This is a genomic window from Aquidulcibacter sp., assembly GCF_044346625.1.
In the GTDB taxonomy this organism is placed as follows: domain Bacteria; phylum Pseudomonadota; class Alphaproteobacteria; order Caulobacterales; family Aquidulcibacteraceae; genus Aquidulcibacter.
The window spans coordinates 1-25,610 of record NZ_JBIIYV010000044.1 but is presented as its reverse complement, the minus strand read 5'-3'; the positions used below and the strand labels follow the sequence as shown (position 1 = coordinate 25,610).

Annotated in this window: 24 protein-coding genes; 11 read left to right on the top strand and 13 right to left on the bottom strand. The window is 56.5% G+C overall.

Annotated features, from left to right (window positions below; genetic code table 11):
• From ACIQ20_RS11475 to rpsJ, 3 genes are all read right to left on the bottom strand, one after another.
• On the bottom strand, positions 1–295 hold a 295-nt coding region (locus ACIQ20_RS11475; protein WP_395780419.1), incomplete at its 3' end, for a 50S ribosomal protein L4.
• Complete coding sequence (rplC, locus tag ACIQ20_RS11470; RefSeq protein WP_395780417.1) at positions 295–1,041, bottom strand: 50S ribosomal protein L3; 747 nt, start codon at positions 1,039–1,041, stop codon at positions 295–297. The genes rplC and ACIQ20_RS11475, both read right to left, overlap by 1 nt.
• An 11-nt stretch (positions 1,042–1,052) precedes the next feature.
• Positions 1,053–1,361 (bottom strand): 30S ribosomal protein S10, encoded by a 309-nt coding sequence (gene rpsJ, locus ACIQ20_RS11465; RefSeq protein WP_290805157.1) that lies wholly within the window; start codon positions 1,359–1,361, stop codon positions 1,053–1,055.
• A gap of 418 nt (positions 1,362–1,779) precedes the next feature.
• Here rpsJ and ACIQ20_RS11460 point away from each other — a divergent pair, with 418 nt between their 5' ends.
• Genes ACIQ20_RS11460 through ACIQ20_RS11450 form a run of 3 tightly spaced genes read left to right on the top strand, consistent with a single transcriptional unit; the run spans position 1,780 to position 2,677 of the window.
• Positions 1,780–2,037: an antitoxin gene (locus ACIQ20_RS11460; protein ID WP_395780414.1), complete on the top strand. Its 258-nt coding sequence runs from the start codon at positions 1,780–1,782 to the stop codon at positions 2,035–2,037.
• Complete coding sequence (locus tag ACIQ20_RS11455; RefSeq protein WP_395780412.1) at positions 2,034–2,360, top strand: type II toxin-antitoxin system PemK/MazF family toxin; 327 nt, start codon at positions 2,034–2,036, stop codon at positions 2,358–2,360. The genes ACIQ20_RS11460 and ACIQ20_RS11455 overlap by 4 nt, the downstream gene beginning before the upstream one ends.
• Before the next feature lie 53 nt (positions 2,361–2,413).
• Complete coding sequence (locus ACIQ20_RS11450) at positions 2,414–2,677, top strand: DUF3297 family protein (protein WP_346383137.1); 264 nt, start codon at positions 2,414–2,416, stop codon at positions 2,675–2,677.
• Here the strand turns inward: ACIQ20_RS11450 and ACIQ20_RS11445 are convergent.
• The 6 genes from ACIQ20_RS11445 to ACIQ20_RS11420 form a co-directional block, all read right to left on the bottom strand.
• Positions 2,655–3,179 (bottom strand): GNAT family N-acetyltransferase, encoded by a 525-nt coding sequence (locus ACIQ20_RS11445; RefSeq protein ID WP_395780409.1) that lies wholly within the window; start codon positions 3,177–3,179, stop codon positions 2,655–2,657. The genes ACIQ20_RS11450 and ACIQ20_RS11445 overlap by 23 nt on opposite strands.
• A gap of 65 nt (positions 3,180–3,244) precedes the next feature.
• Positions 3,245–4,063 (bottom strand): hypothetical protein, encoded by an 819-nt coding sequence (locus tag ACIQ20_RS11440; protein WP_395780407.1) that lies wholly within the window; start codon positions 4,061–4,063, stop codon positions 3,245–3,247.
• Between the two features lie 87 nt (positions 4,064–4,150).
• Complete coding sequence (locus tag ACIQ20_RS11435) at positions 4,151–6,214, bottom strand: PhoX family protein (protein WP_395780405.1); 2,064 nt, start codon at positions 6,212–6,214, stop codon at positions 4,151–4,153.
• An 83-nt stretch (positions 6,215–6,297) separates the two neighbouring features.
• Complete coding sequence (gene ligA / locus ACIQ20_RS11430; protein ID WP_395780421.1) at positions 6,298–8,679, bottom strand: NAD-dependent DNA ligase LigA; 2,382 nt, start codon at positions 8,677–8,679, stop codon at positions 6,298–6,300.
• 93 nt (positions 8,680–8,772) lie between these two features.
• Positions 8,773–10,464 (bottom strand): DNA repair protein RecN, encoded by a 1,692-nt coding sequence (gene recN, locus ACIQ20_RS11425; RefSeq protein ID WP_395780403.1) that lies wholly within the window; start codon positions 10,462–10,464, stop codon positions 8,773–8,775.
• Positions 10,465–10,528: 64 nt separating this feature from the next.
• Positions 10,529–11,422 (bottom strand): outer membrane protein assembly factor BamD, encoded by an 894-nt coding sequence (locus ACIQ20_RS11420; protein WP_395780401.1) that lies wholly within the window; start codon positions 11,420–11,422, stop codon positions 10,529–10,531.
• Positions 11,423–11,674: 252 nt separating this feature from the next.
• On the opposite strand from ACIQ20_RS11420, the gene ACIQ20_RS11415 reads away from it, so the two are divergent.
• From ACIQ20_RS11415 to ACIQ20_RS11400, 4 genes are all read left to right on the top strand, one after another.
• Positions 11,675–12,241, top strand: a complete 567-nt coding sequence (locus tag ACIQ20_RS11415; RefSeq protein ID WP_395780399.1) for a DNA-3-methyladenine glycosylase I — start codon at positions 11,675–11,677, stop codon at positions 12,239–12,241.
• Between the two features lie 74 nt (positions 12,242–12,315).
• Positions 12,316–13,293, top strand: a complete 978-nt coding sequence (locus ACIQ20_RS11410) for an NAD(P)H-dependent flavin oxidoreductase (protein ID WP_395780397.1) — start codon at positions 12,316–12,318, stop codon at positions 13,291–13,293.
• Positions 13,294–13,324: 31 nt separating this feature from the next.
• Entirely contained in the window at positions 13,325–14,089 is a 765-nt protein-coding gene (locus tag ACIQ20_RS11405) for a TIGR02301 family protein (RefSeq protein WP_395780395.1), read from the top strand.
• A gap of 98 nt (positions 14,090–14,187) precedes the next feature.
• Positions 14,188–14,991, top strand: coding sequence for a response regulator (locus ACIQ20_RS11400; RefSeq protein ID WP_395780393.1), 804 nt, complete (start codon positions 14,188–14,190; stop codon positions 14,989–14,991).
• Here the strand turns inward: ACIQ20_RS11400 and ACIQ20_RS11395 are convergent.
• Complete coding sequence (locus ACIQ20_RS11395) at positions 14,988–15,899, bottom strand: EamA/RhaT family transporter (protein ID WP_395780391.1); 912 nt, start codon at positions 15,897–15,899, stop codon at positions 14,988–14,990. The two genes, ACIQ20_RS11400 and ACIQ20_RS11395, sit on opposite strands and share 4 nt — an antisense overlap.
• 175 nt (positions 15,900–16,074) lie before the next feature.
• On the opposite strand from ACIQ20_RS11395, the gene ACIQ20_RS11390 reads away from it, so the two are divergent.
• Positions 16,075–16,806, top strand: a complete 732-nt coding sequence (locus tag ACIQ20_RS11390) for an SIMPL domain-containing protein (RefSeq protein WP_395780389.1) — start codon at positions 16,075–16,077, stop codon at positions 16,804–16,806.
• A gap of 289 nt (positions 16,807–17,095) precedes the next feature.
• Here ACIQ20_RS11390 and tig read toward each other — a convergent pair whose 3' ends face one another.
• A complete protein-coding gene (tig, locus tag ACIQ20_RS11385) occupies positions 17,096–18,580 on the bottom strand; it encodes a trigger factor (RefSeq protein WP_395780387.1) in 1,485 nt (494 codons plus the stop codon).
• 911 nt (positions 18,581–19,491) lie between these two features.
• Between tig and ACIQ20_RS11380 the strand changes: the two genes are divergently transcribed.
• Positions 19,492–21,012 (top strand): tyrosine-type recombinase/integrase, encoded by a 1,521-nt coding sequence (locus ACIQ20_RS11380; protein WP_395780385.1) that lies wholly within the window; start codon positions 19,492–19,494, stop codon positions 21,010–21,012.
• Between the two features lie 273 nt (positions 21,013–21,285).
• Here ACIQ20_RS11380 and ACIQ20_RS11375 read toward each other — a convergent pair whose 3' ends face one another.
• Entirely contained in the window at positions 21,286–21,561 is a 276-nt protein-coding gene (locus ACIQ20_RS11375; protein WP_395780383.1) for a hypothetical protein, read from the bottom strand.
• A gap of 176 nt (positions 21,562–21,737) precedes the next feature.
• Positions 21,738–22,283: a recombinase family protein gene (locus ACIQ20_RS11370; RefSeq protein WP_395780381.1), complete on the bottom strand. Its 546-nt coding sequence runs from the start codon at positions 22,281–22,283 to the stop codon at positions 21,738–21,740.
• Between the two features lie 264 nt (positions 22,284–22,547).
• Here ACIQ20_RS11370 and ACIQ20_RS11365 point away from each other — a divergent pair, with 264 nt between their 5' ends.
• On the top strand, positions 22,548–22,712 hold the full coding sequence (locus ACIQ20_RS11365) for a hypothetical protein (RefSeq protein ID WP_395780379.1): 165 nt from the start codon (positions 22,548–22,550) through the stop codon (positions 22,710–22,712).
• 388 nt (positions 22,713–23,100) lie between these two features.
• Positions 23,101–23,859: a hypothetical protein gene (locus ACIQ20_RS11360; protein ID WP_395780377.1), complete on the top strand. Its 759-nt coding sequence runs from the start codon at positions 23,101–23,103 to the stop codon at positions 23,857–23,859.
• The last annotated feature ends 1,751 nt before the right edge of the window (positions 23,860–25,610 follow it).

Genomic DNA, 25,610 nt, shown 5'->3' with positions numbered 1-25,610 from the left:
TATGTGCATGCGAACGTGGGTGTGGGCCGTGAGCCACGCCACCGCCCCGGAAGATCGGCGCGTTGCGGGAACCGTGACGTGCGCCGCCAGAACCCTTTTGCTTGCCGAACTTGGAGTGCGTGCGCGAAACATCGCCACGATTTTGGGTGTCATGCGTACCAGCGCGGCGCTTGGCCAACTGATAGCGCACCACGCGGTGCAAGATGTCGGCACGAGGTGCCACACCAAAGATAGCGTCGTCCAGCTCTACCGAGCCAGCCTTTGTGCCATCTAATTTCAGGACGTCGAGTTTCATTATTCGGCTCCCTCTTGAGTTTCGACAGGAGCCGCAACTTCGACTTCAGCTTGAACGATCTTCAGATCGCCTGGCTTACGGAAAGCGGCTGGCTTTGGCAGGTCAGCAGGTGCTGCTGACTTCACCGCATCGCGGATTTCAACCCAAGAACCTTCAGCACCTGGAACAGCGCCACGGATCAGGATCAAGCCACGCTCTACATCGGTACGAACGATGACGAGGTTTTGGGTGGTGACGCGCTCAACACCATAGTGTCCAGCCATCTTCTTGCCCTTGAAAACCTTACCTGGGTCTTGGCGTTGGCCGGTCGAACCGTGCGAACGGTGCGACAGAGACACACCGTGCGTTGCGCGCAAACCACCGAAGTTCCAGCGCTTCATCGCACCAGTAAAGCCGCGACCGATGGTGATGCCGGAGACATCGACCTTTTGGCCTGGCAAGAAGTGGTCAGCGGTCAATTCCATGCCAACTTCGACCAGATTGTCGGAGCTGACGCGGAATTCGCGCAGTTTCGCCTTAGGCTCAACGCTGGCCTTGGCATAATGACCACGCATGGGCTGAGTGACGTTCTTTGCCTTGCGAGCACCAGCGCCCACTTGCAAAGCTGTGTAGCCGTCTTTGTCGTCGGTCTTTTGGGCCACCACTTGGCAGCCTTCGAGAGCCAGGACAGTGACAGGCACGTGTGCGCCATCGGCAGCAAACACGCGGGTCATGCCCATTTTCTTTGCGATCAATCCTGTACGCATAGCCGGCGCCCTTACAGACTAATTTGGACGTCAACACCGGCAGCGAGGTCGAGCTTCATCAGCGCGTCCACGGTTTGTGGTGTTGGGTCTACGATGTCGAGCACGCGCTTGTGCGTGCGGATTTCAAACTGCTCGCGCGACTTCTTATCGACGTGTGGCGAGCGGTTTACGGTGAAACGTTCAATGCGCGTTGGCAAAGGCACAGGGCCTCGTACCATTGCGCCAGTGCGCTTTGCCGTGGAGACGATCTCCTTGGCGGACTGATCCAGCGCCCGGTGGTCGAAGGCTTTGAGCCTGATCCGGATGGTCTGTTGAGCCATATTTACCCTCGCGAAGCGGTCATCCAAACGATAGGACCGCATGTCAAACATCGAACGAAGCCCGCTACGACGCCATTTTGACCGGCGACGCATCAGGCTGCGCAAACTTAATTTTAGCTGGAAAGGCCATCTGACGGGGTCGAAGAAGCAAAGACGCGTATGACCGCGCCATCAGAGGCGACATACCCTTTTCGGCGGTATGAACCCTGCGCTTTTAACGTCCCGCGTCTGAAGAACACCAAGGTTCTCCACAGCCGGTCCAAGCAAGAGCGGCGTTACTAGCTATGTGAGTCTGTTTTGTAAAGGGTATCTATCAGGCTGGGTGCAGTGGGGGGGGTGTGGCTTCAACAAATTTCTGGCAATTGCCCCACAGTCTCGTTTATGTTATCCTAAAATATAACAATTGGGGTTGGAACTTATGCACACCACAAAACTCCGCAAAGTTGGCGGCTCTGTCATGCTCGCGGTTCCGCCTGCCATTTTGGATGTTATGCGACTTCAAGCAGGTTCAAGTGTTGGGGTCACGCTAGATGGCACCAAATTGGTAGTCGAAGCCTCAACACCAATTCGATACTCGTTGGAAGAGCTCTTATCCCAATCCGACTACAACGACGGTGCCTCACAGGAAGACCGTGACTGGCTGGATGCGCCAGCAATTGGTGGAGAGCTTTTGTGAACCGAGGCGACATCTATCTGGTGTCATTAGATCCAACTCTGGGGCGCGAGCAAAGAGGGAGCAGGCCTGTGCTGATCATTTCCCCAATGGCCTTCAATCTCGCAACCAAGCTGCCGATCGTCTTACCCATTACCAATGGCGGCAATTTCGCGCGGCGATTAGGCTTTGCTGTCCCTATTGCCGGCATTCAGACGACTGGCATCATTCGATGCGATCAGCCGCGTGTGTTAGACATTGCCGAACGCGGCGGCCGAAAGGTTGATCAACTGCCGGACCTTATTCTTGCTGAAGTAATGGCACGGCTCGCAACAATCCTAACCTAACCCACTACACCGCCCCCTTGAGGTTCGCGCCCGCATTAGGCTAAGCAGCGGGCATGACCGATGAAACCAGCCCCACCGCCCTGCCCGACCGCTTAAGCGTCAATCCTCGCAGCCCCTATTATAATGAAGAGGTCCTCGCCCAAGGCGTTGGCATTCGCTTCAAGGGCGAGGAAAAGACCAATGTTGAGGAATACTGCATTTCCGAAGGCTGGGTGCGCTTGGCTTTGGGCAATAAAGTGGACCGCAAGGGCAATCCGTTGACGATCTTACAGAAGGGCCCAGTTGAGGCTTGGATCAAGAGCGCTGAAACAAACTAACCGGCCCGGCCGACATCGTGACTTCGGCAAAACGCTCATAACCCAATTTATTGGCGACGCGGATTGAGCCCGCGTGCACCGATTCAATCATGCAGACCGTGCGCGCGCGGCCATAGCTGGCTTCATACCAATCGAGGATCGCTTGGGTCGCTTCGGTCGCAAAGCCACGGCCCGCCATGGCTGGCGTAATCACCCAGCCTGCTTCGGGCGTGCCATCAAACTCTGGGTGCATCCCGCGCTTATGATCAGCGAGGCCAACATCGCCAATGTAAAGGCCGCTTTCCCGATCACACACGGCCCAATAGCCATAGCCCAAGGCTGGCCAATGGCCCATATAACGCAAGAGCCGGAACCAAGCTTCTTGTGCCGTTGAGGCGCGCCCGCCGATATGTTTGATCACTTCCGGGTCTGCCCACATGGCGGCAAGGCCGTCATAGTCTTCAACGGTGTGGCCACGAAGTGTGAGATTTGGGGTCGTTAGGACTGGGGCAATGGAGATCATGCTTGAACCCTAATTCATGCCGCCTTGTCTGCAAACCCTGCAATGCCCGCGAAAGTTCGGCGGCATCATTGCCCCTTAGCCTGCTTCACAGCCGCATTAACAGCCGCCTGGGACGGGACGGGCGCACAGCCGCCAAGGCCTTTGGCTTCACAGATTTCCTGAGGCGAGCGGACGCGCGACGGCGTCATGCCAAAGCGCACGCACGCGCCCATCCCCGTCATCTTGATTTTTTGCCCATCCTCCAGACAAGGCGGTGGAATGTCGCGCCAGCGTAATTCGTTGCGCGAAAAAGCTTCGGCATTCTCAGGCCGGTATTTCGGCCCGCGCGCAATTTGCAAGAGGCGCTTGAGTTCCGCATTAGGCGGGCAATCGGGCGGGCGGTCTTTGAGATCGATCTGGGCACAAGCTTGCGCCTTGATGATGGCCTGACTTTGGGTCGTAAGGAATGGAACACCTGCGCTGGAGCTGGGTTGGCTGGGTCCGGAGGCAATCGCAACGGGTGCCCCTGCTGGCACTCTATCACCTGAACCAGAAGGGCTTGTTCCAGACCGGCCTGCGGCAAGACTTTTGCTTGGTGCGCTATTGGGGAGCGCCTGAGAGGCTGTACTTTTTGAAATTGCCGGACTTGTTTGTTTCAACGCGGCGTCTGGCTGTTTTGGCAGGACAATAGTGGGAGGCAGAACAACCAAAGCCGGTCGCTGAAGCGGCTCAAGGCGAACGGCGGCAACTCCAATCGGTTCCTGTGAAGGCAATGTCTGGGGCTGTGTGGACAAGAGCGCAAAGCCAAGCGCAAGCCAAACCGCGACACCGGCTAAACGCGTCATCAGTCGCGTTCGCGCTGATATCCCCCCCGGTCCCGATTGCAGGGGAATACCCCAGTCCATGACCATCTCTCAGTCGTGGACGATTGCGACCTGTCTGGCACGTTACAAAGCAGTTAGAAACGCAAAAATTCGCAGGTGTTGCGCGGTTTACGTCCCAACCGTGCCGCCATCTCGCCGCCGGACGTAAATGACAGCGTCACGCGGCCAGCCGCCCGTTGGGAAGCTTGAATAGGGACCATTGGGCTCACCGCGATAATCTTGGCCTGTCGTGCTTTCCGCGCCCACATGTTGCACGCCGCAGAAGAAGGTCTTTTGGTCCCAAGCCAGTAACGGGCCACAGCATTCCGCCCCGACCGGCACGGTCAAAAAGCGCTTTACGGGGCGCGGACCTTTGCCAACCATCGGCATCACATAGACGCCATCATTACACGGAAAGGTTCTGGGCGTGCCGTCGGTGCTGATCCAGCAGAACTTGCGATTATCAAACGTAATATTGTCGGGCATGGAAAAGCGATCACCCGTGGTCGTGGGCTTACCGAGGTGCCAAGAAGACACATTGACAACTTCGCCTTCCGCATTGGTCACAGGTGCCACCTCGCCAGATGGATCACCCGCCACCGCGAAAATATCCCACGTAAAGGTCAAAGCCGCCGGGTCTTGGCGCGCTTCTTCGATCCGCACAATATGGCCCTGGTGATTGCGCTCAAGCCCATCACCCGCGACTGTCTTCCGCCTTGGGTTAGCGACATTGCCAGCCCGCCCGGAGTCCGACAGATTGCCGGTGCACATGACAAACACGGTGCCCGTGCCGCGGAACGAGCCATCGGTCGGGCTCTCAACGTCTTCAGGTCGGTCCATCTTGGTGGCACCCAGACGCAGCGCGGCTTCGCGGCAACGCACCATCACATCACCATCATTGGCAAAGGGCGTATCGCCTGGACCACGGGGTGCGCGATTGGCTGCTGCGGCTGTTAAAGCGATCCAGCGCCCTGAACCATCAGCCTCAAGGCGCGCGGCATAAAGCGTCCCATGGGTCAGGAGCGAGCGGTTAGCAATCCGATTGGTTGGGTCAAAGCGGTCGCGTGACACAAACTTATAGACGAACTGATTATTGCTATCATCGCCCGTATAGACCACGGCTTTATTGGTCTTGGACAAAACGGTCGTTGCACATTCATTGGCCTTGCGGCCAAGAGCGGTGTGCTTATGTGGCCGCCAATCTGGATCATAGGGATCAATTTCCACGATCCAGCCATAGAGCGACGGGCCATGTGGGTTGCGGCTTAAGTCAAACTGGGCCGGCCCGCCGATGCGCCAAAAGTTATCATAGCGGTAGATGGACTGGTCCGCCGCAAAGGCGGCGTCGGCTTGGGCTTCGACCAAAGCGGGGCTGGTCTTATTGGACGTGAAGAATTGACTGTTGAAATTCTCTTCCGCCGTCAAATAGGTGCCCCACGGCGTAAAGCCACCGGCACAGTTTTGGAAGGTGCCCGCCTTAACAGCCCCGTTGACTTTAGGCGCACCAGAGCGCGCGCTCTCGACTTCATTGACGATGGCACCAGCTTTGGCGATCCAAGGATGATTGGCGGCGGACCCGTCAAACACCACTTCGCTAAAAGGCGTCACGCGGCGGTTACGGCCGACGCCAATGGCAGGGCCTTTCACAACTGACCAAGCCCCGCTGGCGGGATCATGCGCCACATCAAACACACTCACACCCATGCAGGCATAAAGCGCTTCCAGCGCCTCGGTGTTTGTATCGATCGGCTGACCGTCGTTACCAGGCGCCGCCATAAAGGGGCTAACGGCTTCGTGGTTGACGCACATGATGGCCCGCGTCACCGTGCCCTCCGGCCAAGGATAGGCCCAATTGGCAGGAAATAAGGCCAGCATATCATTATGAGTGCCAAAGCGATTTTCTTGCTCGACCCGCGTGAAAGAGAAAGGTGCGCCGCGCTTTTCGGGCTGCAAAGGTGCCATGCCCTCAAACAAAGGCTCGCCCCATGAAATCAAAGGCTGCCAGACATAACCTTCCGGCACCACCACCGTGTCCAATCGGTTCTCCGCCACAGCTTTAAAGCCAGCAGGGGCCGCTTGCGCTTCACTCGCCATCAAGCTCAAGGACGGCAAAGCTGCTGTAGCGGTTAAAAACCCACGTCGAGACAATGACTCACAAGCTAGATCGGCAAAGCTATTGGAACGTGTTGACATGGGGAGGGTCGGCCTTCTTTCAGGTGGGATTTAAATTTGACATAACGCGTCAATGCGAATGGTTTACGACAAATTGCAGCCCTTCAGCTCACAAACACAGCCCACTCTGCTTCCGTCATTACCCGCACACCCAGTTCGCTAGCTTTGGCGAGTTTAGAGCCAGCGCCGGGGCCCGCCACCACAATATCTGTCTTGGCAGACACACTGCCCGCCACTTTAGCTCCGAGCCGAATGGCTTGGGCCTTGGCCTCATCGCGGGTCATGGTTTCAAGGCTGCCGGTAAAGACGATGGTGAGACCGGTCACGGGGCTATCTGAAACGGGTGCCTCTGCGTCTCGCGGGCGGACTTGTTCTAGTAAGCGGTTCACGGCGTCGCGATTATGGGGCTCCGCAAAGAAGTCGAGAAGCGCGTCACAGGCGACCGGGCCCATGCCATCAATCGCAGCTAAGGAGATGTAGCCATCTTGGGGGCGCCCGGCTGCGGCTGACTTCAGGGTGGTCACCAAACCTGCCCACTCGGGAAAGACCTCAATTAAAGCCTTGCGGGCAGGCATGGCCACTTCCGACAATCGGAGCTTGGCAAGGTTTTCGGCGACATCGTCAAACAGGCTCGCCTGTGCCGGCGCTTCGGCCTCTGCCGCCCAGTTCAGCAATGCCTCCAGCGCGCGCGGACCAAGGCCATGGGTGGCCTCTAATCGACGATAAGCTTCATTAGCGCGCTGGTCTTGCGCCAGATCAATTGCGGCTTTGAAGGCCGTCCAGGAACCAAAGGCGCGCGCCAGGACGCCGCTGGTCGTCTCGCCCACATGGCGAACACCCAGCCCAAAGATAAAGCGCGACAAATCAATGTCGCGCCTTTGGTCGATGGCCGCGAAGAGATTGTTTAGCGAGGTTTGGCCATAGCCGTCGCGGCCTTCCAGTTGGGCGCGATGATCAGCGAGCTTAAAGATGTCGGCAGGCTCTTTGACGAGGCCCCAATCGAAAAAATCCTGCAATTGGCGCGGGCCGAGGCCGTCGATGTCAAAAGCCTTGCGGCTGACGAAGAGTTCCAAGTGCCGCAGACGCTGGAATGGGCAGGCAAATTCACCGGTGCAGCGACGTACGACATCAAGGTCCCCGCCCTGATCATCGCCGCCCCGGATCGCCGGCGTCTGCAATGGGCACGGGCACACTTTGGGAAAAGCAAACGGCTCACTGCTTGCCTCACGCTTATCCACCAAAATATCGACAATCTGAGGGATAACGTCCCCTGCCCGCTGGATGACGATGTGGTCGCCAATCCGCAAATCTTTGCCACCGCGCACGGGCAGACCTGTCACCCGGTCGAGCACAATGCCTGCAATGAAGTCCTCATTATGCAAGGTCGCATTGGAAACCACGACGCCGCCCACGGTGACGGGCCGCACGCGCGCAACGGGGGTAAGTGCACCCGTGCGGCCCACTTGAATATCAATGGCATCGAGAATGGTGATCGCGCGCTCTGGCGGGAATTTGTGGGCAATCGCCCACCTTGGAAAGCGCGTCACAATGCCCAAACGCGCCTGTAGGGCAAGGTCATTGACCTTATAAACCACCCCATCAATATCATAGCCCAACTCTGCCCGACGTAGGCCTAAGTCCTGATAATGCGCCACCAAACCCGCTGTATCAGCGCAGAGCTTCATGTCCGCATTGGTCTTAAAGCCCCAGCGCGCGAAACTGGCCACGGCCTCCATTTGCGTGGTCGCAAACGGGCTACTCACGTCGCCCCAAGCATAGGCGTAGAAGCTTAAAGGGCGTTGGGCGGTTATGGCTGGGTCGAGTTGGCGCAGGCTGCCGGCGGCCGCATTTCTTGGATTGGCATAAAGTGGCAAACCCGCTTCTGTCTGGGCTTGGTTTAGAGTTTCAAACGCCGCATGACTTAGATACACCTCGCCGCGCACTTCCAAGATTTCAGGCCAGCCCTCGCCTGCTAACTGCTTGGGAATATCGCCAATGGACAGCACGTTGGCGGTAACATCCTCGCCCTCTTTCCCATCGCCACGGGTGACAGCATGCTTCAACTGGCCCTTCTCATAGCGCACCGACAGGGACAGGCCGTCAATCTTGGGCTCTGCCGAACAGGCCAAGGCACTCTGATCCTCAAACCCCAAAAAGCGCTGCGCCCGCCCCAGAAAGTCGGCGACATCGCCGTCATTAAAGGCATTATCGAGCGACAGCATGGCCACTTGATGGGTGATCTTCGAGAATTTAGTTGAAGCCGCACTACCAACGCTCTTCGAGGGGCTATCGGCACGCACCAAGGCTGGAAAGCGTTGCTCGATCAGGCGATTGCGCCGCTCCAGCGCGTCATATTCGGCATCGGAAAGCGTGGGGGCGTCTTCTTCGAAGTAGGCGCGCCGGTTCTCACTAATCTCGCGGGCAAGCCGCTCCAGCTCTTGAGCAGCTTGTTCTTTAGTGAGCGAATCGACTGGAAGCTTCGTGATATCCATGGCCCAGAAACTAACGCTAAGCTCGCCTCAGGTGAAGCCTGAACTAGAGACTTCCCGTCGGCCTTTCCACACCCAAATTCAGGCGGCTCAGTCCTGACTAGCGGCAACCAAGGCGCGGGCTGCTGCGCGGGCTTCTGCTGTTATCTCAGCGCCAGACAACATGCGCGCCAGCTCTTCTTCGCGTGCCGCATCGGGAAGCGTGCTCACGCCTGTGCGCGTGATGCCGTTTTCCACCCGCTTTTCAATCCGCCAGTGACGGCGCGCGCGCGCCGCAACTTGCGGACTGTGGGTCACGCACAAGATCTGGGCGGTCTGGGACAAGCGCGCCAGCCGGCGGCCAACCGCATCAGCGGTTGCGCCACCAATGCCTTGATCCACTTCATCAAACACCAAGGCGAGTGTGCCGCCATCGGTGGACAGAACCAGCTTCAGCGCGAGCGACAGACGCGATAACTCGCCCCCTGAGGCAATCTCTGACAAGGCCCCAAAGCCAGCGCCTGGATTGGCGGCGATTTCAAACGTCACCCGATCAATCCCATCCTTGGTTGGCCGGGCAGCATCACTATCCACACGGCTACGGAAGCGCGCTTTTTCGAGTTTAAGCGGTGGCAGCTCCAGCTCCACGGCCTTGTCTAGCGCTGCGGCTGCGGTGTGGCGGCGCGCGGATAGTGCCGTTGCGGCCTGATCATAAGCTATTTGAGCTTTGGCTAAGGCCGCTTTAGCTGCTTGAATGGCCTCATCGGCGTGATCAATATTGGCAAGGTTTTGTTCCGCCCGCTTGAGGACATCTGGCAAAGCTTCAACAGTCACACCATGCTTGCGAGCCGCAGCGCGCAAGGCAAACAAGCGCTCTTCCAAATGATCGAGACGACTGGGGTCACCATCCAAGGCGTCGCCAGCGCGCGCCATCCAGCCCTGGGCATCGGACAATTCGCTCAGTGCGCGTTCGAGTGAGGCTGCGGCTTGATCCACTGCCTTGGACAGGGCATCAGCCCCCTCACCTTCGGGCTTACCAACGCGCGACAGCGCCCGAGAGGCGGCGGCCATGCGTTGCTCAGCTTTGCCATCCGATAGAGCATCAGTCGCGTCCTTTAAGGCGGTTGCGGCCTTTTCAGAGCCCATTAGGGCGCGCCGTTCCGCGTCTAAAGCCGCTTCTTCGCCCGCCTTTGGCCCAAGCCTTTGTAATTCGCCAAGCACATGGGCCAAATAATCGCGGTCTGTCGAGGCCCGGCGGGCGCGCATTTCGGCGTCTTCCAACTCAGACCGGGCCGCGTCCAGCGTGCGCCAAGCCTCACCCACTTGGGCTTTGAGCGGCGCGGCTTTGGCAAATATGTCCAATAGGTCGCGGTGGGTTGAAGGGTCCATCAGGCCGACTGAAGCATGTTGCCCATGAATTTCCAACAGACACGCGCCCAATCTGCGTAATGCACTGACCGAAGCTGGCCCGTCATTCACATAAGCGCGGCTTTTCCCGTCGAGACTGATCGAGCGGCGCAACACGATCCTTCCATCTTCGGGCTCGGGCAGGTCCAATTCTTCGAGTAGCGCGATAGCAGGATGCAGGTCACCAATTTCAAAAATGGCGCTGGCTTGCGCGCGTTCCGCGCCATGCCGCACCAAACCCCGGTCTGCGCGCTCGCCCAACGCCAAGCCTAAAGCATCCAACAGAATGGATTTTCCGGCACCAGTCTCGCCCGTCAGAGCGGTGAAACCCGGCTCTATATCGAGGTCTAAGGTTTCGATCAGAACCACATCGCGGATAGACAAGGCAATCAGCATGGGCCACCCAGTCGGTCTTGCCTCCCGGCGTGTTTTACGGACGTCCAACGCGGGCTAAGCAGTCTCATTTGCTCGCTTGCGGGGCCGATGTTTGCGGTGGCTCAGGTGCGCGCTCGAGGCCACGCTTTGGCTTAGCGATGCGCTGGAACAGACCGCGCCTCTCCGGCTTGCCTTCAGGCGTCAAACCCTTTGCCGTCAGTAATTTATAGCTGGCTTCATACCACTCCGAGCCTGGGTAATTGTAACCAAGCACCGCCCCAACTTTCGTGGCCTCTTCAACTAGGCCCATCGACAGATTGGTCTCGACCAAACGGTGCAGAGCTTCTGGCACGTGAGTCGTGGTTTGATACAGGTCGATCACGCGACGGAACCGACCCAAAGCGGCCAATTGCTGGCCATCGCGCAAATAATAACGCCCGATTTCCATTTCCTTGCCAGCCAACTGGTCTTGGGTCATGTCAATCTTCAAGCGGGCGTCGCGGGCATATTCGCTTTGGGGATAGCGCTGGACGACGTCGTTCAGGGCAGCCAAGGCCAATTCCGTCATGCGCTGATCGCGGCCCACGTCGACAATCTGCTCGAAATAGCAGATGGCGATCAAATAATAGGCATAAACCGCGCTATCATTACCGGGATAGAGGGACGCAAAGCGCTGGGCCCCTGCAATCGCATCTTCATATTTGTTCTGTTGATAATTGGCATAGGCTGTCATCAACAAAGCGCGCCGCGCCCATTCCGAATAGGGGTGCTGGCGGTCAACTTCTTCAAAGCCTGTCACGGCCTCGGTATAATTCTTTTTGCTGAGTTCATCGCGCGCATTATTGTAAAGCAAGTCGACAGGCCGTTCGACATAGGCCGGTGCCTTCTTGGCATTGCTGCCGGGCATGGATTGACAGGCAGCCAAAGCCACAAGCAAGGTTGGCACAACAAGCAGAATTCGAAATGGCGAGTGCTTCACGATGTAAACTCCGGGCCGTATGCCCTTCCCCAACACATCTTTAACCAGCTTCCGTTCACACGGGAAGCCGCTAAAGGCGGTTGGACGCGTTCTGGTCCATGTGGACACAGTTTTAGTCAATTTAAGGACGAGAGTGACATCCGCTGCCGGTGGCGAGATATCTCGCCTTAAGCCGCTTGACCCTCCTTTGTTTCTTGGCACATTCTTGGCAATCACGGGCACGGGGCCCAAACGAAAGCGGCGGGGGCCAAGATGAGCAAACCAAGATGCGGCTGGGTCCTCGAATCAGACCCGCTCTATGTCGCCTATCATGATGAAGAATGGGGCGTGCCCGTGCACGACGCCCGCGAGCTTTGGGAGCTTTTGTGCTTGGAGGGCTTTCAAGCCGGACTGTCGTGGATCACAATTTTGCGCAAGCGTGCTGCCTTTCGCGAGGCTTTTCTGGGCTTTGACCCCGACAAAGTCGCGGCCTTTGCACCGGATGATATTGAGCGTTTGATGGCCAATCCCGGCATTGTGCGGGCACGCGCGAAAATAATTGCCACCATTGAGTCCGCACGCCTTTTCCAGACCATTCAGCAGGAAGAAGGTGGTTTTACCGACTTTATCTGGTCGGTTGTCGGCGGCAAACCGATTCACAACCATCCCCTGTCGTTTCGCGATGGACCTACAAAGACCGCGGAGTCGGAAGAGTTGGCGCGCAAGCTCAAAGCCCGGGGCTTTAAGTTCTGTGGCCCTGTCATCTGTTACGCCTATTTGCAGGCAGCGGGCCTTGTGATCGACCATGAGACCACTTGCCACCGCTATCGCCCTGCATGACGCTGACGGACAGGCGGAGGGATTGCGCATCAGGGCAAAGGCTTTAACGTGGCGCAAAAACAAGGGAGTGCGCCATGAGCTTACGAACACCAATTTGCGATCTATTGGGCATTGAACATCCGATCATGCTGGCTGGCATGGGCGGGGTAGCCTATGCTGAAGTCTGTGCTGCTGTTTCTGAGGCCGGGGGTTACGGCTGCCTCGGCATGGCCGGGCGTTCACCCGATGAAATCCGCGACGAAATGCGCAAAGTCCGCGCCTTGACCGACAGACCTTTTGGCGTCGATCTGCTCGCCGCTGTTCCAGGTAGCCTTGAAGCCTCGGTCGACATCATCATTGCTGAAGGCGCAACCGCCTTTATCGCAGGCCTTGGGGTTCCTTCTGCGATCATCGAGAAGCTCCATGGCGCAGGCCTCAAAGCCATGGTGGTCGGTGGCGCTGTTAGCCATGCGGAAAAAGCTCAAGCCGCTGGCTGTGATGCTGTCATCTGCCAAGGCTCTGAAGGTGGCGGGCATACAGGCCTTGTCGGCACCTTGCCGCTGGTGGCCCAAGCTGTCGAGCGGGTGACCATCCCCGTTGTTGCGGCCGGGGGTCTCTATGACGGACGAGGCCTTGCTGCAGCGCTCACACTTGGCGCTCAAGCTGTCTGGATGGGCACGCGCTTTATTGCGTCGAAAGAAGCCCACGCCGGTCAAATGTATAAGGATGCGGTGGTCGCGGCCAAAGACACCGACACCGTGCGGACCCGTTCCTACTCTGGCAAGCCGATGCGCGTGAAAGACAATGCATGGGTACAAGATTGGGAAAGCCGCCCTGGCGACATTAAAACTTTCCCGCATCAAGCCATGATCAGCATGCAGGCTGGTGCCATGGGCGGCATTGGCGGGCAGACTGAGGGCTTAGAAGCTGACAAATCCTGTTTTGCAATGGGTCAATCGGCTGGCGGCGTACACGATATTCTGTCTTGCAAGGAGATCATCGAGTCGATCATGGCAGAAGCTCATGAATCGATTGCGCGGGTTGCACGCTTGCAAGCAAGCTCTCCTGCTTGACCTAACCCCCGAAACAGGGGCGTTTAGGGGTATGAAATCACGTATCTGGATGGCGAGTGCGATTGCGACCTTCGCAGCCTGCGGGGCTGCGTTGAGCGTGGCGCAGACCGCCATTCAAGAGCCGCAGGATCGTGGCCCAACCCCCACGCTGGAGACTTACGAGGTTCCAGGTGCTCCGTTAGAAACGTCAAGGCGTGAGCCCGCAGCCATGGTTGAGGACGCGCCGATTGATATCCCCCAAGATACACCATCAGAGTGGAACCCCGATTTCAGTCAAGACGCGGGTGGGGCCACTCCCTATCGCCTTGTGCCGCAAAAGCCGCGCAAAGCTTTACGCAATGCAGAAGGCCTTGAGTCCGAAGACGTTGGCTACAGCGGTACCGTCCCCGATGGCCAGGCAATTGTGCCTGATAATCAGCGCCGCGCAAGGCCAGTTAATCCAACAAAGCGTGCTGATCTAACGCGCTTAGCCCGCGTTCTGGGCTCCCTTCATGCGCTGCGTGTGTCGTGTTCGGGTCGCCAGGATCAAACCTATCGGTCACGCATGTCCACCTTGCTCGACCTCGAAGCCCCCGATGAAAGCGCTTTGCGAGACCCCTTGGTGGATTCATTTAACGCGGGCTTTCAAGCCTTTGGGCAAGGTGCCGCCACCTGTCCAACCGATCGCAGCGCGCAAGAAGCTAAACTGGCCAAGGATGGCTTTCGCTTAGCTAAGCAAATGGCTGCTCTAAACCGTCCAATTGCCGAGACACCAGAAAAATCGACACAGAAAACTGCGCCACAACAGGCCAAATAGCCTGCAGGTTTAGATCCAAGCAGGCGGCAAATAATTGTGTTCGTACTACGTTAATGCATCGCGCCTAAACATGCTTGCCTAATGCTAAGGGGTGGATTTTGTCTAACTACACCTGCCTGTTGATCGAAGACAGCATGATACAGGCGCGCGTGATCTCCCAAATGATCACGCGAACAGGCTGGGTTGCTTTGATTGCATTGGATCTCCATTCTGGCCTGACTGTTTTGGCAGATGAACCCGTTGAGCTTGTCATTTCCGACCTGATGCTGCCAGATTCTACCGATGGCAGTACGATCGCTAAAATTCGTCAGGCCGCGCCAGACGTGACGATTGCCGCGATCAGCGCCGGGGGTGGCAGGAATTCTGCTTCAACCTTGTTAGAGCGCGCCAAGGCGGATGGCGCTGAATTTCTTTTGCAAAAGCCCTTCTCGCAAGAACGCTTGCAAGGTCTTTTGGGGGAAGTCGCAGAGCGATTACAATCGGGCACACGACGTCCACATGTGCTGGTGGTTGAGCCCAGTCGGACGTTGCGCAAAATCTGCGAAGCCGGGCTAAAAGAGCATGATTTTCGCGTGACCTGCGGGGCCAGTTTAGACGAGGCGCTTGACCATATCGATGTGCTCGATCTGGATGCTGTTGTGACGCAAGTGGACGTAACGAATGAGGATGGCGCAGAACTAGTCGCTTTGATGCGCGAGGTTTTTCCCGGTGTCGCCATTATCGCATTTTCCGATAAGGGCGACAGCGACGTAGCCCGCCGCGCTTGGCTGAAGACCTTGGAGGCCGGGGCCGATGTGGCTTTGCCTAAACCCTTTTCGTCCGCCGAGCTCGTCCGATCTGTTCACAATGGCATGGCCTTGGCGGCATCAGCCTTTCTGGAAGCGGCGCGTCGGTCTGCCTAAGACGCCGATAATTGCCCCAAGACGCAAACCACCACGCCAGCGACAATCAAGGCAGAGCCTATTGCCCGTCGTAGGTCGATGGTTTCTTTAAAGCGTATCCAGCCCAAGAGCGTTGCCGCCGGTGCCTCAACCAAGGCGTTTAGGGCCCGCACCAAAGCAGCCGGTGCGAGGGTCAATGCGGCAAACCAGCAGGCAGAAGCGGCGGCCCCCATAAAACCAGCAGACCAAGACGCCCGCCCATCCGCGGCCAGTGCGGCTAAGGCGCGGCGGTCAAACACCAATAAGATTCCCCCCAAAACAAGGCTCTGCAGGGCTTGCACACAAACAAGGGTGAAAGTTGCCGAAAAGAATGGCGCGCTTGGATCAATCGCCAGGCCGCACAAGCGGTAGCAATTGGCCGAGACGGCAAAGCACGCCCCAGAGGCCAGCCCGAAGAAGCCAGCTTTAAAGCCTGCAATCCCCCCAGCGATCCCCTTGGTCGGCCAGGATGCGAGCAATAGGCCTGCCGTCGCGCCCCAAATGCCGAGCCAGCCCCACACGCTTAGCCGGTCGCCCAGAAACAGCACGCCAACCACAGCGGCCAAAGGCAGGCTCATATGTTGGAAAGTAGACCCAAGGCCAAAGCTAGAGGCGCGCATCGCTTGGATCAAAGCAGCTGTCGCGCACACTTGTGCGGTGGCCCCGAGCGGTGCGGCGAACCAGAAATCAGACCCGATCTTAAGGGTCGAAGGCGGGGCCAACCACCATACAAGGCCGAGAAACAAACAAGCGAAAGGTAAACCATAAAGAAAGCGCACCAAGGTCGCCCCCCAAGGTCCAGCCCGATCCGACAGACTGCGCTGAGCGGCATTGCGTAGGATCTGAAGGAAGCCTGCCACCAAGGCCAATGGCACCCAAAGCGCATTCATTTAAGCAGCCTTGCAGAAAGAGAAACAGGCAAACGCGTAAATGGGGGCTTTGGCGCGTTTCTTCCGCGCTTCCGCCCTAAACGCGCCATAAACCAAGCCCAAAGCAAGCCTCAGGGACGTGCGGTTGCACCCGGGGCGCATGCGTGGCCTAGTAGCGGGTGTGGAGGGCTTTATCATGGTAGAACGGACAAATCTTTTAGCTGCGGCGGGCATTTTGGCGTTGGGGATTGCCTTTGCAGGCTTCTCAGCCGGGCAATCCCTCGTGCATTCACGGTTGGGCTTTCGCACGGTCACAGTCAAAGGTCTTTCAGAGCGCCCCGTCAAGGCCGACCTCGGTTTTTGGTCGATCAGCTTTGTGGCTACAGGTGATTCCTTGGAAGAAGCGCGCCAAGCGCTGACCACGTCTGAAGCTGCGGTGAAGGCGTTTCTAACGGCGCGCGGCTTTCCAGCCACCGCCTATCAAGTGCAAAACATTCGCGTCGAAGACAAGCTGGCCAACGCCTATTCCAACGGCGGGCTGAACGGCCCACGCTATATTTTGACCGAGAACTTGATGGTAAAAACCACCGAAGTCGACAAGCTGGCCGAAGCATCGCGCAATAGTGGCGATCTATTGAAAGAAGGCGTGGTGTTCGCCAATGATGGCTCATCTTCGGGTCCTTCTTTCCAATTCACAGGCCTGAATGACCTCAAAGGTGCCCTTCTTACCGAAGCCACCCAGCGCGCGCGCGAAGCGGCAGATAAATTCGCTAAAGAATCTGGGGCCAAAGTCGGGGCCATCCAAAATGCCAATCAAGGCGTGATCGAAGTCAATCCAGCCGTCGAAATCCCCGACAGCCCACCTGACCGCCAGATCGACAAAAAAGTTCGGGTGGTGACGACTATTACCTACTTTTTGAAGGATTGATCGGCGGTCTACTCGCAGAGTGGAACGTGATTTTGGGCAGCTACCCCTTCAGTCCCTTCGGGACACATCGGCGTATACGCCGAAACCCCGTGAACGGGGAAGCGGCACGTCCCAACTGCTTCCGCTTGCCGCTTCCCCGTTTACGGGAAAGCTCTGCCGAAGGCAGTGAAGGGGTGTTTCCACTCAAAACGCCTTTGCCGCTGGCTACATATTGGTATGTGCGTCCGCCCAAACAAAAAGGCCCCGATCAAATGACCGGGGCCTTGATTTCGAGCAATCGGAGAAAGACTTAGTCAGCCTTTTTCTTAGCAGGAGCCTTCTTCTTTGGTGCTGGCTTTTCTTCTGCCGCAGCTTCAACTGGAGCCTCCTCAGCAGGAGCGGCTTCCTTCTTGGCCTTCGCCTTGGCTGGGGCCTTTTTGGCAGGCTTAGCTTCCGCCGCGGGAGCGACTTCATCTTCGCTCTCAAGTTCAGCGCGGGTCACCGTCACGTCGGTAACCTTGGCCAATTGCAGAACGAAGTCGACGACCTTTTCTTCATACAAGGGGGCGCGCAAGCTGGCCACAGCATTGGGGTTCTTTTGGAAGAACTCATAGACTTGGCGCTCTTGACCGGGATAACGCGAGGCTTCGGCTTGAATGGCGCGCCCGACTTCTTCGTCTTTCACTTCCACGCCATTGACGCGGCCAAGCTCAGCCAAGACGAGGCCCAAGCGTACGCGACGCTCTGCAATCTTGGTATATTCAGCCTTAAGCTCGTCTTCCGACTTGCCAGCATCTTCTGGATCTTCATTGCCAGCGGCCTTGTCTTGGGTCACTTGCGCCCAGATGGCCTCAAATTCAGCTGCCAACATTTTAGGGGGCAACTCAAAGCTGTGAGTGGCGTCCAAAGCGTCCAACAACGAGCGCTTGGCTTTTTGGCGCGACAATTGTGCCAATTGATCTTCGATATTCTTCTTGATCGCGTCCTTCAGGGTCGCGAGGTCAGACAGGCCGACATTCTTGGCCAACTCATCGTCAATCTTGGTTTCAACGGCCTTTTTGACTTCAACCACGGTGACGTCAAAGGTCGCAGCCTGACCGGCCAAAGTCGCCACGCCATATTCGGCGGGGAAAGTCACGTTCAGGACTTTTTCATCGCCAGCTTTCACGCCGACCAATTGCTCTTCAAAGCCTGGGATATAGGTATTGGAGCCCAGAACCACGGTGGAGCCATCGGCCTTGCCGCCGTCAAACTCAACGCCGTTCAATCTGCCCACGAAGTTGCAGACAACCGCATCGCCATTGGCCGCTTTGCCCTTCTTCACTTCAAAGGACTGCGACTGCTTGGCGATCTCGGCCAAGGCTTCCTCGATTTCAGCTTCGGTTGCTTCAGCCACAGGGCGGGTCACCGACAGGGTCTGGATATCCGCAGGGGTGAAGTCTGGCATGATGTCGAGTTCAACATCAAAGGTCAGGTCGGCCTTGCCGTCCATCACATCGCCGAGATTGCCCAAATTGGTCACGTCTGGCTGGCTGGCAGCGCGGATGCCGTTGTTCGACACGGTGCCTTCAATGCCTTCTTGCACCAGCTCGTTCAACAAATCGCCCATAATGGACTTGCCATACATGCGCTTCACATGAACGACGGGCACTTTGCCTTTGCGGAAGCCCTTGATGTTCAATTGAGGGGCCAATTCTGCGATCTTGGCATCGGTGCGCGTAGCAATGAGAGAGGCGGCAATGGTGACGCCATAGACGCGGCTAAGGCCTTCAGCAGATTTTTCGACGATTTGCATGATGATGTCCTAAAAAGGAAGCGGATTACGCGGGTTGATGGGATAGCGCTGGGGCCTAAGCCCGAAAGGTTCGCGGCTATGCCACGATGTGGCGGCGATGTCTATGCTAGCTACGGTAAGTGGTGCGTCGAAGCGATTCAAACGCAAACCCAAAGCTCGACGAGGTCGAGATGCCAGCCATGAGCGATCCCGCCCATGTTGCGGCAGAACGCCAAACAATGAACCACTTTGACGAAGGACCTACTGGTTGCCGCTTCGCTCGGAGACCCCAATCATCGCATACACATGATCGATAAACAGAGAGATATCATACAGACATGATTAGCCTAGATACTGAGTTGATCAATATGCTTGGCTCTCTGGTCCCCTGTTATCTGTCCCGATGCTGAGAGGTTCTTTCTCAAACGTGTCAAAAGCCGCTCGACTAGTCCCACCATTGCCAAGGCGACCGACAGTCGCTTTTCGTAACTTCCATCCCGTCTGACAAGACTGACTTGGTCACAGTGCAGGTTTGAGTTGACTGCAGAAAGTCGTCACCGAAACTGACAACAATCGAAGAAAGCAAAAGAAGCATCGAAACCGTAAGTACTTCATTTTTCAATTTTTTTGTGAGCGCCAATGTGTTTGCCCCTTATCAATCAAAGATAGTATAAGTCCAAAGCAATAGCAGTCAAGTCAATCTAAAGGAGTACGCAGCGCCAGTTACGCTCGCACTTTGACATGGCCAGGGCGCAGCTGGTGGCTCGTTGTGATTGAAGCAATTAGGACTTCGACACCAGCCAAATACTGAAAGCCCTGCAGAACCACGATAGACCGATTCATAAGCTACCCGAGAGACGGCATTAGGAAAAACTCAACGCCAAACTGTCACCCACATCCAAAGATACGAGACATCTGAGTCACTGACTTTGATGGAATATCTCCCCTCAGAAAGGGGTGGTGCGGTCGGGGGGAGACGGTACTTTTACGCGCCTAACAGTAAGAATCCATTGTATTTCATTGGGATAGGCGTAGAACTGTCACCTATGAAAGCCCCAAAAGTGTCACCTACAACGACTGGAAGATTACTGCCAATAGGCTTATGGAAGCGGGGAAATCGCTACTATGTGCGTATAATCATTCCCCCGTCGGTGCGCGACCAGTTTGGCGGGAACACCCACTTACAAGAGGCCCTTGGGACATCTCATGAGCCTGCGGCGCGCACGCTACACCCCCAAGCCTACGCGAGGCTGAAGGACCGTATTGAGCTAGCTCGGAGGGACTCTAACGGGGTCCTAAAGGGTCGCGGGAGGGAGACGGAAAGCGAGGTAGTGGCGCGTGAATTTAGAGCCCTTTGGACTGTCCCGGCAACTCGAGACCAAGCCGACGATCTAATCTCCGATGAAGTTGACAGGCTTCGGGGGCAGATAATCGGGGAAACATGGGAGGGCGACACTCAAGTCCCGGTTTATGAAGGGGACGCTCCTGCGTCTCGGTTCGTAGAGAGTGCTTATGGAAGCGTGACAGATTGGGCCGAGGAAGCAATCCGGGACCGCGCCAATAGTTGGGGAGAGAGCTACCGCTCGAGGGTACGCAAAGCCTCAAAGGTTTTCCTTGAGTGGTACCGAGAGCAGCCCGCAAATCCGCCCCTAATCGGATACGACAGGGTTTCAACACGGATAGCCCGACGGTTTCTAAAGGAGTTGGAAGCCCGTGGAGACCTCACTGTTGGGACCATGGCTTCCTATGCACGGGCACTTGGCGGGGTCTGGGGGTGGGCCGTTGAAACTGAACAACCTAACGCATCCAATAACCCTTGGCGGGAAGCGTCGAGAGTTCTCCGATCCGGTAAATCAAACCCGGCTGCGAAGAGGCGAGCACCTTCAGATGAAGAGATAGTCGCCCTTTGGAATGGCCCAGCCCGCCCACGCTTGGCACAAGCGATCCGCTTTGGAGTTCTCACAGGTGCGCGCCTCGAGGAGATTGGAAGGCTAAAGGTTAGCGATGTTGAAGGCGATGAACTTTGCATCCGTGGTGGAAAAACACGCGCGGCAATCCGGCGCATCCCGATACACTCGGAACTAACCTCGCTAGTGGCTGCTTTGACCAAAGACAGAAGCCCGGACGAATACTTGATTGAGGGCTTAATACCCGTTCAAGGGCGGCGCACCCACGGGCTCTCCCAAAGGTTCACCGCCTATCGGAAGGCACTATCACTCGGGGCAAATGAAGCAGGGCGGAGAGACTCAACGTTGGTGTTTCACAGCTTCAGGCATTGGTTTCTAACGGCAGCATTAAACGCCGGGTGCATCAAGGTACACGCGCAGGCCGTCATCGGGCACGCTCCGGACAAGGGGGTTACCACTTCGGTTTACTACAAGGGTCCCACAAGGGAGAACCGGAGGGCTGTGGTGGATGCTATCAAGTTGCCTGAGGGCTGCAATTCAAATTGAGGATGGCGCGGAGTCGATTGAGTTAAACCCGCTCAAATGGCGAACTCATGCCCAATCTTTGGTCGCACCTAGAAAGGGCTGTTGAGGTCATGTATTCTCGCTGGTGTGCGACAACAAATACGTATTTGCCGCTGGGAGCAGTGATTTTGACGAATGGCGACCCATTTGGGCCACCGTAACCGGACTGACACTGGCACCCGTTTTGAGCCGCCCACGCAAAGTAACTTGCGACGGAGGTCGCCCCAAACGGATGTGCCATCAAAGCCTCAGTTATTAGGCCGCCAAGCGTAATTCCCGGTCAGCACTGCTAGATTCGATTACTCTAGCTTGATTCCATAAGTCGTGAAAATGCTCTGGCGCAGCTTCGAGCTGCAGGAATCCCGGTTCACTTTGCTCAAGGTAAACAACGTCTTCAAAGCGACGCTTAAGCTCCTCAATCGACGAAGCCGATACACCTATGTTGTACTCCAAGCATTGAGCATCGAAGTAGCCATCGGTCTCTATTACCAACACGCGAAGCGTGCGGTTTAAGGAATCTGTTTCCATCATCAATTATCTCCTAACGCGTGTTTCGACCTAGAAGGCCATTTTGTCAAGTTTGAACCCCAAGTGTTAAATCTCGGTAACTCTGACTTTCCGGTGTCCAATTTAGTACCAAGTCACAGAAGTAGGTAAAACTAAGCAGGGCAAAGAGAAGGCGCACTCAATACTTTGCGTTCTGACTGCTAAGGTAACGCTTCGTAGACCGATGATCGTGCGATGCCCAACTGCTTGGCTATAGCGGTGGGCCCAAAGCCCTTTGCAGAAAGCGCCCTAACTTCCTCGACAGGCACCGACGGTCTGCGACCCCGATAGCGGCCCTCAGACTTTGCCTTGGCGATCCCCTCCATTTGACGCTCCCGGCGGAGCGCGGTTTCGAACTCGGCAAACACCCCGAGCATCTGAAGGAAGGCCCTGCCTGCGGGACTGGAAGTGTCGACAGGTTGCTCAGTGGATCTCAGCTTAACTCCTTGGGCCTCCAAGGTATTCACTATGGTTAGGAGATCCGATAGCGACCTTGCCAAGCGGTCCACCCGAGTGACAACTAGGGTATCCCCTTCCCGCATGAACTCTAGCAACGTGGCCAGTTCGTCCCGCCCCGCAAGCGACGTCCCTGTCCGCTTCTCGGAGCGCACGATGTCACACCCTGCGTCCCGAAGTCGTGCTTCCTGCAAGGCGCAATCTTGGTCTTCAGAGGACGCCCTTGCATATCCGTAAGTCTTGCCAATCATCCCGGTCTCCTGTCCGAATAGAGTCTAGACCTCAGCCACCTAGTGTCCGATAAATCAAAAGTCAATCCTATTCAGACGCTCAGGGCGTCCTATGTGTGTGTCTTGTTAGGGTATACCCCAGTCAGACATCCCGTCAGACTAACCTGCTGACTCCATTGGCCCCGCTAGGGTGACTACCCCTCTGTGTGGCTGGATTGAGGAGCGGGGGGCTGATAGCCTCTAGCTAGGGCACTGAGGATAGCCTCGTGAAGCTAGGAGATGGGCATGAAAAGACCGACACAGAGCGAGACGAACAAGACCTTGGAAGAGTTCGATGCAGCGGTATCGCGGACCGAGGAACGATGGCTGGCAGCATGGGCCGAGGGCCTGCCAATGCCGCGCAACTACCGCTTTCCGAACCCCTTCCCTAGGGCGGCACTCAAAGGGTAAGCAGCGAATGCCTCTGAGTGCCACGTAAGGAGCTCCTGAGGATTTGCAGAGGGGCCGCTTCGGTAGTGCTGGAGCTGGCCCGGACCCTCTGGGGGGAAACTGCGGTCCACGCGCTTTCAATTGAGCTCTGACGTGACTGAGGCAAAACCATTCTTCATCGCCGGACGTCGCCTGACCCGTCGACGGGCTGGTCAACTCGCTGCCTAAGAAAGTCGGCCCACCCCAACTGACTTTCGAGTTCATTCCAGACAAGAAGCGCCGCTAATCGGGCTGCTTGTCCTTCGGCTTGCCCTTTGGACTCGACTCTTTCGCTGGTTTATGTGGACTAGGTCGGGTGCTCAGCATGCGCTTTAGCACCTCGTCCTCTTTGTTCTGATCGGTGCCTATCATGATTACTCGCCAAGACTTTCGCGGTGCGGTTCTAAAGATAGAACGGGCCAACCATCACATCGAGCAATTAGAAGCGATTGTCAGGGCCTACGTGATGGAAAACGTTAAAGCCCTCCGGCCGGAACCCAATCCCAATAGATGGAAGAAACGATCCCTTGGCGGGCGCATTCCTCGGCATACTCCTACCATTGTGGGGGACGCAATCCATAATCTCCGCACAGCCCTAGACCACGCTTACTGTGCCCTCGTCGAGGCCAATGGCGGGACCGTCAACAGATGGACTAAGTTCCCTTTCGGAGACACAAGGCAGAATACGGAAGCTTCCCTCAATGGACAAAAAGCAACCTCCCTCCCCAGCGCGGCAGTCATCAAGTTCATTCTTGATGAAATAAAGCCTTTCGAGGCTGGCGGGAATGACCTCTACGGCGTCCACAAGCTTGACATTGCCGACAAGCACCATGTCCTGATTGCAACCAATGCCGTCATGGAAATCCAAAAGCTGGAAATCCTTGACGCTGCTGGCCACCCCACTGGGGGCGGCTTCGAGAATATGACCCTTGTGGTACCATACGGAAATCAAGCCGGGGCCATCGGCCTCTCCAATGGCATGGGCGCGAAACTCTACGGCGATCCGCGCGCGACCTTTGATATACGCTTCAATAAAGGTCAGCCCTTTGAAGACGAGAGCATCCTCAAAACGTTGCAGAATCTTTGGGTAATCACGAGCCACACAATCGAAGCCCTCTCCAAACTCTGAATGTGTCTATTCACCGTGGGCTTGGCCAAAGTATTGCCCTGCTTTGTTTGTCATCTGTGTCGCGTCCGACCATGCCCTAAGTGACTCAGGGCGAGTCACTGACGGCGTTCCGTGGGCAAACCCTAATCACCCTAGCCCGGCAACCCAACTAGGGACTCAGCGGGGCTCTATGGGGCTTGCGGCTTTAAGCCCCGCAGAAGCCAACTGGGCACCCGTCCGCCAACCCGCTCATGGGAAACTACTCTGGGCGGCTCTCTGGGGCACCGAGAGGCCTCCTAACGGGGACCATCGGCGAATCGCACCTACCCTCCACCCTAGAGCACCCCTTCGGTGACTCACAGAGACTCACTGGCGGCGTTCAGGGGGTAAACCCTAATCACCCTAGCCCAGCATCCAGACAGGGGACTCAGTGAGTCTCTCTGTGGCTTACAGCATTTGGACTGGGGGTGGGACTGCGGGTTGATCGCCGGGGGACTGCCGGGTCGCGTTAGGTTATCTTAGAGTTTACCTTAGACGTAGTTCTCGCAGAGAACTTACAGTATGAACTAACAGTATGAACTAACAGTAAGAACTAACAGTAAGAACTAACAGTAAGAACTAACAGTAAGAACTAACAGTAAGAACTAACAGTAAGAACTAACAGTAAGAACTAACAGTAAGAACTTACGTAGGGAGGATTCCCAGATCGCAAGTACCAGCTACTGAACTTTATCAGGACCTGCTGTTGTCGCTTCGCTCGGAGACCACCCCTCATCGCACATACATGATCAATAAACATAGAGATATCATATATATAAGCTCAGACTAGACGTTGGAGTTGATCTATATGATTGGCTCAATGATCCACTGCTATATGTCCCGATGCTGAGAGGTCACCTCTCAATCGTAAGAACCTAAGTTCCGCAAGAGAATCACTAGGGTGCACATGGGTGGATCGTGCCTCAACCACCCAAATAGGGGCTAGGTCAGGATTGCTTGGTCTCGGTTTGCATAAACAGGCAACCTCTCTGGAGCGCACCGAGTAGCCGAAGATCGTCAGATCGAACCCACGGCCCTCCATAGAGCACCCTCTTGGTGACTCAGAGGGAGTCACTGTCGGGGCTCAGGGGGCAAACCCTAATCACCCCAGCCCAGCAACCCAACATGGGACTCAGTGGGACTCTCTGTGGCTTGCGGCTTTGAGGCCTACAGAAACCCGTTGAGGACCTTCCCGCTCACCGCTCCCTTAGCGATTCATGGGAAACCGCTCTAGGCGGCTCTGTGGGGCACCTAGAGGACTCCCATTGGGGTATCATCGGCGAATCGCACCCACCCTCGACCTAGGAGCACCCCCACGGTGACTCACAGAGAGTCACTGGCGGCGTTCAGGGGGTAAACCCTAATCACCCTAGCACAGCAACCGAACAGGGGACTCAGCGGGCATCTCTGGGGCTTATGGCTTTCGGCCCCGCTCGTGAACCAGGAGGGGACCTGCAGGTTCTGTGGAGGGGCATCGCCCGGGGTCGCGCAGGTATTCTCTAACAGTAGACTACGTACTTAGAAACCTTAGAGGTTTACCTTAGAGATAAACATAAGTTCTAACAGTAGTTATAACATGTTTCTTACGTACAACGACTTTCCAGAAGATCACGTCCCATTTGGTGGTGTAACACGCGGTGACAGCTAATCCCCCTGCGCAGCGCTCGTCACATAGCTGGCGGCGTGGGGGGATTGGCGGTTGGTCATTGATCATTCTGGTTTAGGATTGGGTT

Excerpts from the sequence above, each read along its gene's own strand:
- ACIQ20_RS11365 (WP_395780379.1), top strand. The coding sequence starts at position 22,548 with ATGAAAAGACCGACACAGAGCGAGACGAACAAGACCTTGGAAGAGTTC.
- ACIQ20_RS11395 (WP_395780391.1), bottom strand. The coding sequence starts at position 15,899 with ATGAATGCGCTTTGGGTGCCATTGGCCTTGGTGGCAGGCTTCCTTCAG.
- recN (WP_395780403.1), bottom strand. The coding sequence starts at position 10,464 with ATGCTGATTGCCTTGTCTATCCGCGATGTGGTTCTGATCGAAACCTTA.
- ACIQ20_RS11415 (WP_395780399.1), top strand. The coding sequence starts at position 11,675 with ATGAGCAAACCAAGATGCGGCTGGGTCCTCGAATCAGACCCGCTCTAT.
- ACIQ20_RS11390 (WP_395780389.1), top strand. The coding sequence starts at position 16,075 with ATGGTAGAACGGACAAATCTTTTAGCTGCGGCGGGCATTTTGGCGTTG.
- rplC (WP_395780417.1), bottom strand. The coding sequence starts at position 1,041 with ATGCGTACAGGATTGATCGCAAAGAAAATGGGCATGACCCGCGTGTTT.
- ACIQ20_RS11460 (WP_395780414.1), top strand. The coding sequence starts at position 1,780 with ATGCACACCACAAAACTCCGCAAAGTTGGCGGCTCTGTCATGCTCGCG.
- tig (WP_395780387.1), bottom strand. The coding sequence starts at position 18,580 with ATGCAAATCGTCGAAAAATCTGCTGAAGGCCTTAGCCGCGTCTATGGC.
- ACIQ20_RS11370 (WP_395780381.1), bottom strand. The coding sequence starts at position 22,283 with ATGATTGGCAAGACTTACGGATATGCAAGGGCGTCCTCTGAAGACCAA.
- ACIQ20_RS11410 (WP_395780397.1), top strand. The coding sequence starts at position 12,316 with ATGAGCTTACGAACACCAATTTGCGATCTATTGGGCATTGAACATCCG.
- ACIQ20_RS11435 (WP_395780405.1), bottom strand. The coding sequence starts at position 6,214 with ATGTCAACACGTTCCAATAGCTTTGCCGATCTAGCTTGTGAGTCATTG.
- ACIQ20_RS11445 (WP_395780409.1), bottom strand. The coding sequence starts at position 3,179 with ATGATCTCCATTGCCCCAGTCCTAACGACCCCAAATCTCACACTTCGT.
- rpsJ (WP_290805157.1), bottom strand. The coding sequence starts at position 1,361 with ATGGCTCAACAGACCATCCGGATCAGGCTCAAAGCCTTCGACCACCGG.
- ACIQ20_RS11360 (WP_395780377.1), top strand. The coding sequence starts at position 23,101 with ATGATTACTCGCCAAGACTTTCGCGGTGCGGTTCTAAAGATAGAACGG.
- ACIQ20_RS11380 (WP_395780385.1), top strand. The coding sequence starts at position 19,492 with ATGGAATATCTCCCCTCAGAAAGGGGTGGTGCGGTCGGGGGGAGACGG.
- ACIQ20_RS11450 (WP_346383137.1), top strand. The coding sequence starts at position 2,414 with ATGACCGATGAAACCAGCCCCACCGCCCTGCCCGACCGCTTAAGCGTC.
- ACIQ20_RS11375 (WP_395780383.1), bottom strand. The coding sequence starts at position 21,561 with ATGATGGAAACAGATTCCTTAAACCGCACGCTTCGCGTGTTGGTAATA.
- ACIQ20_RS11405 (WP_395780395.1), top strand. The coding sequence starts at position 13,325 with ATGAAATCACGTATCTGGATGGCGAGTGCGATTGCGACCTTCGCAGCC.
- ACIQ20_RS11440 (WP_395780407.1), bottom strand. The coding sequence starts at position 4,063 with ATGGACTGGGGTATTCCCCTGCAATCGGGACCGGGGGGGATATCAGCG.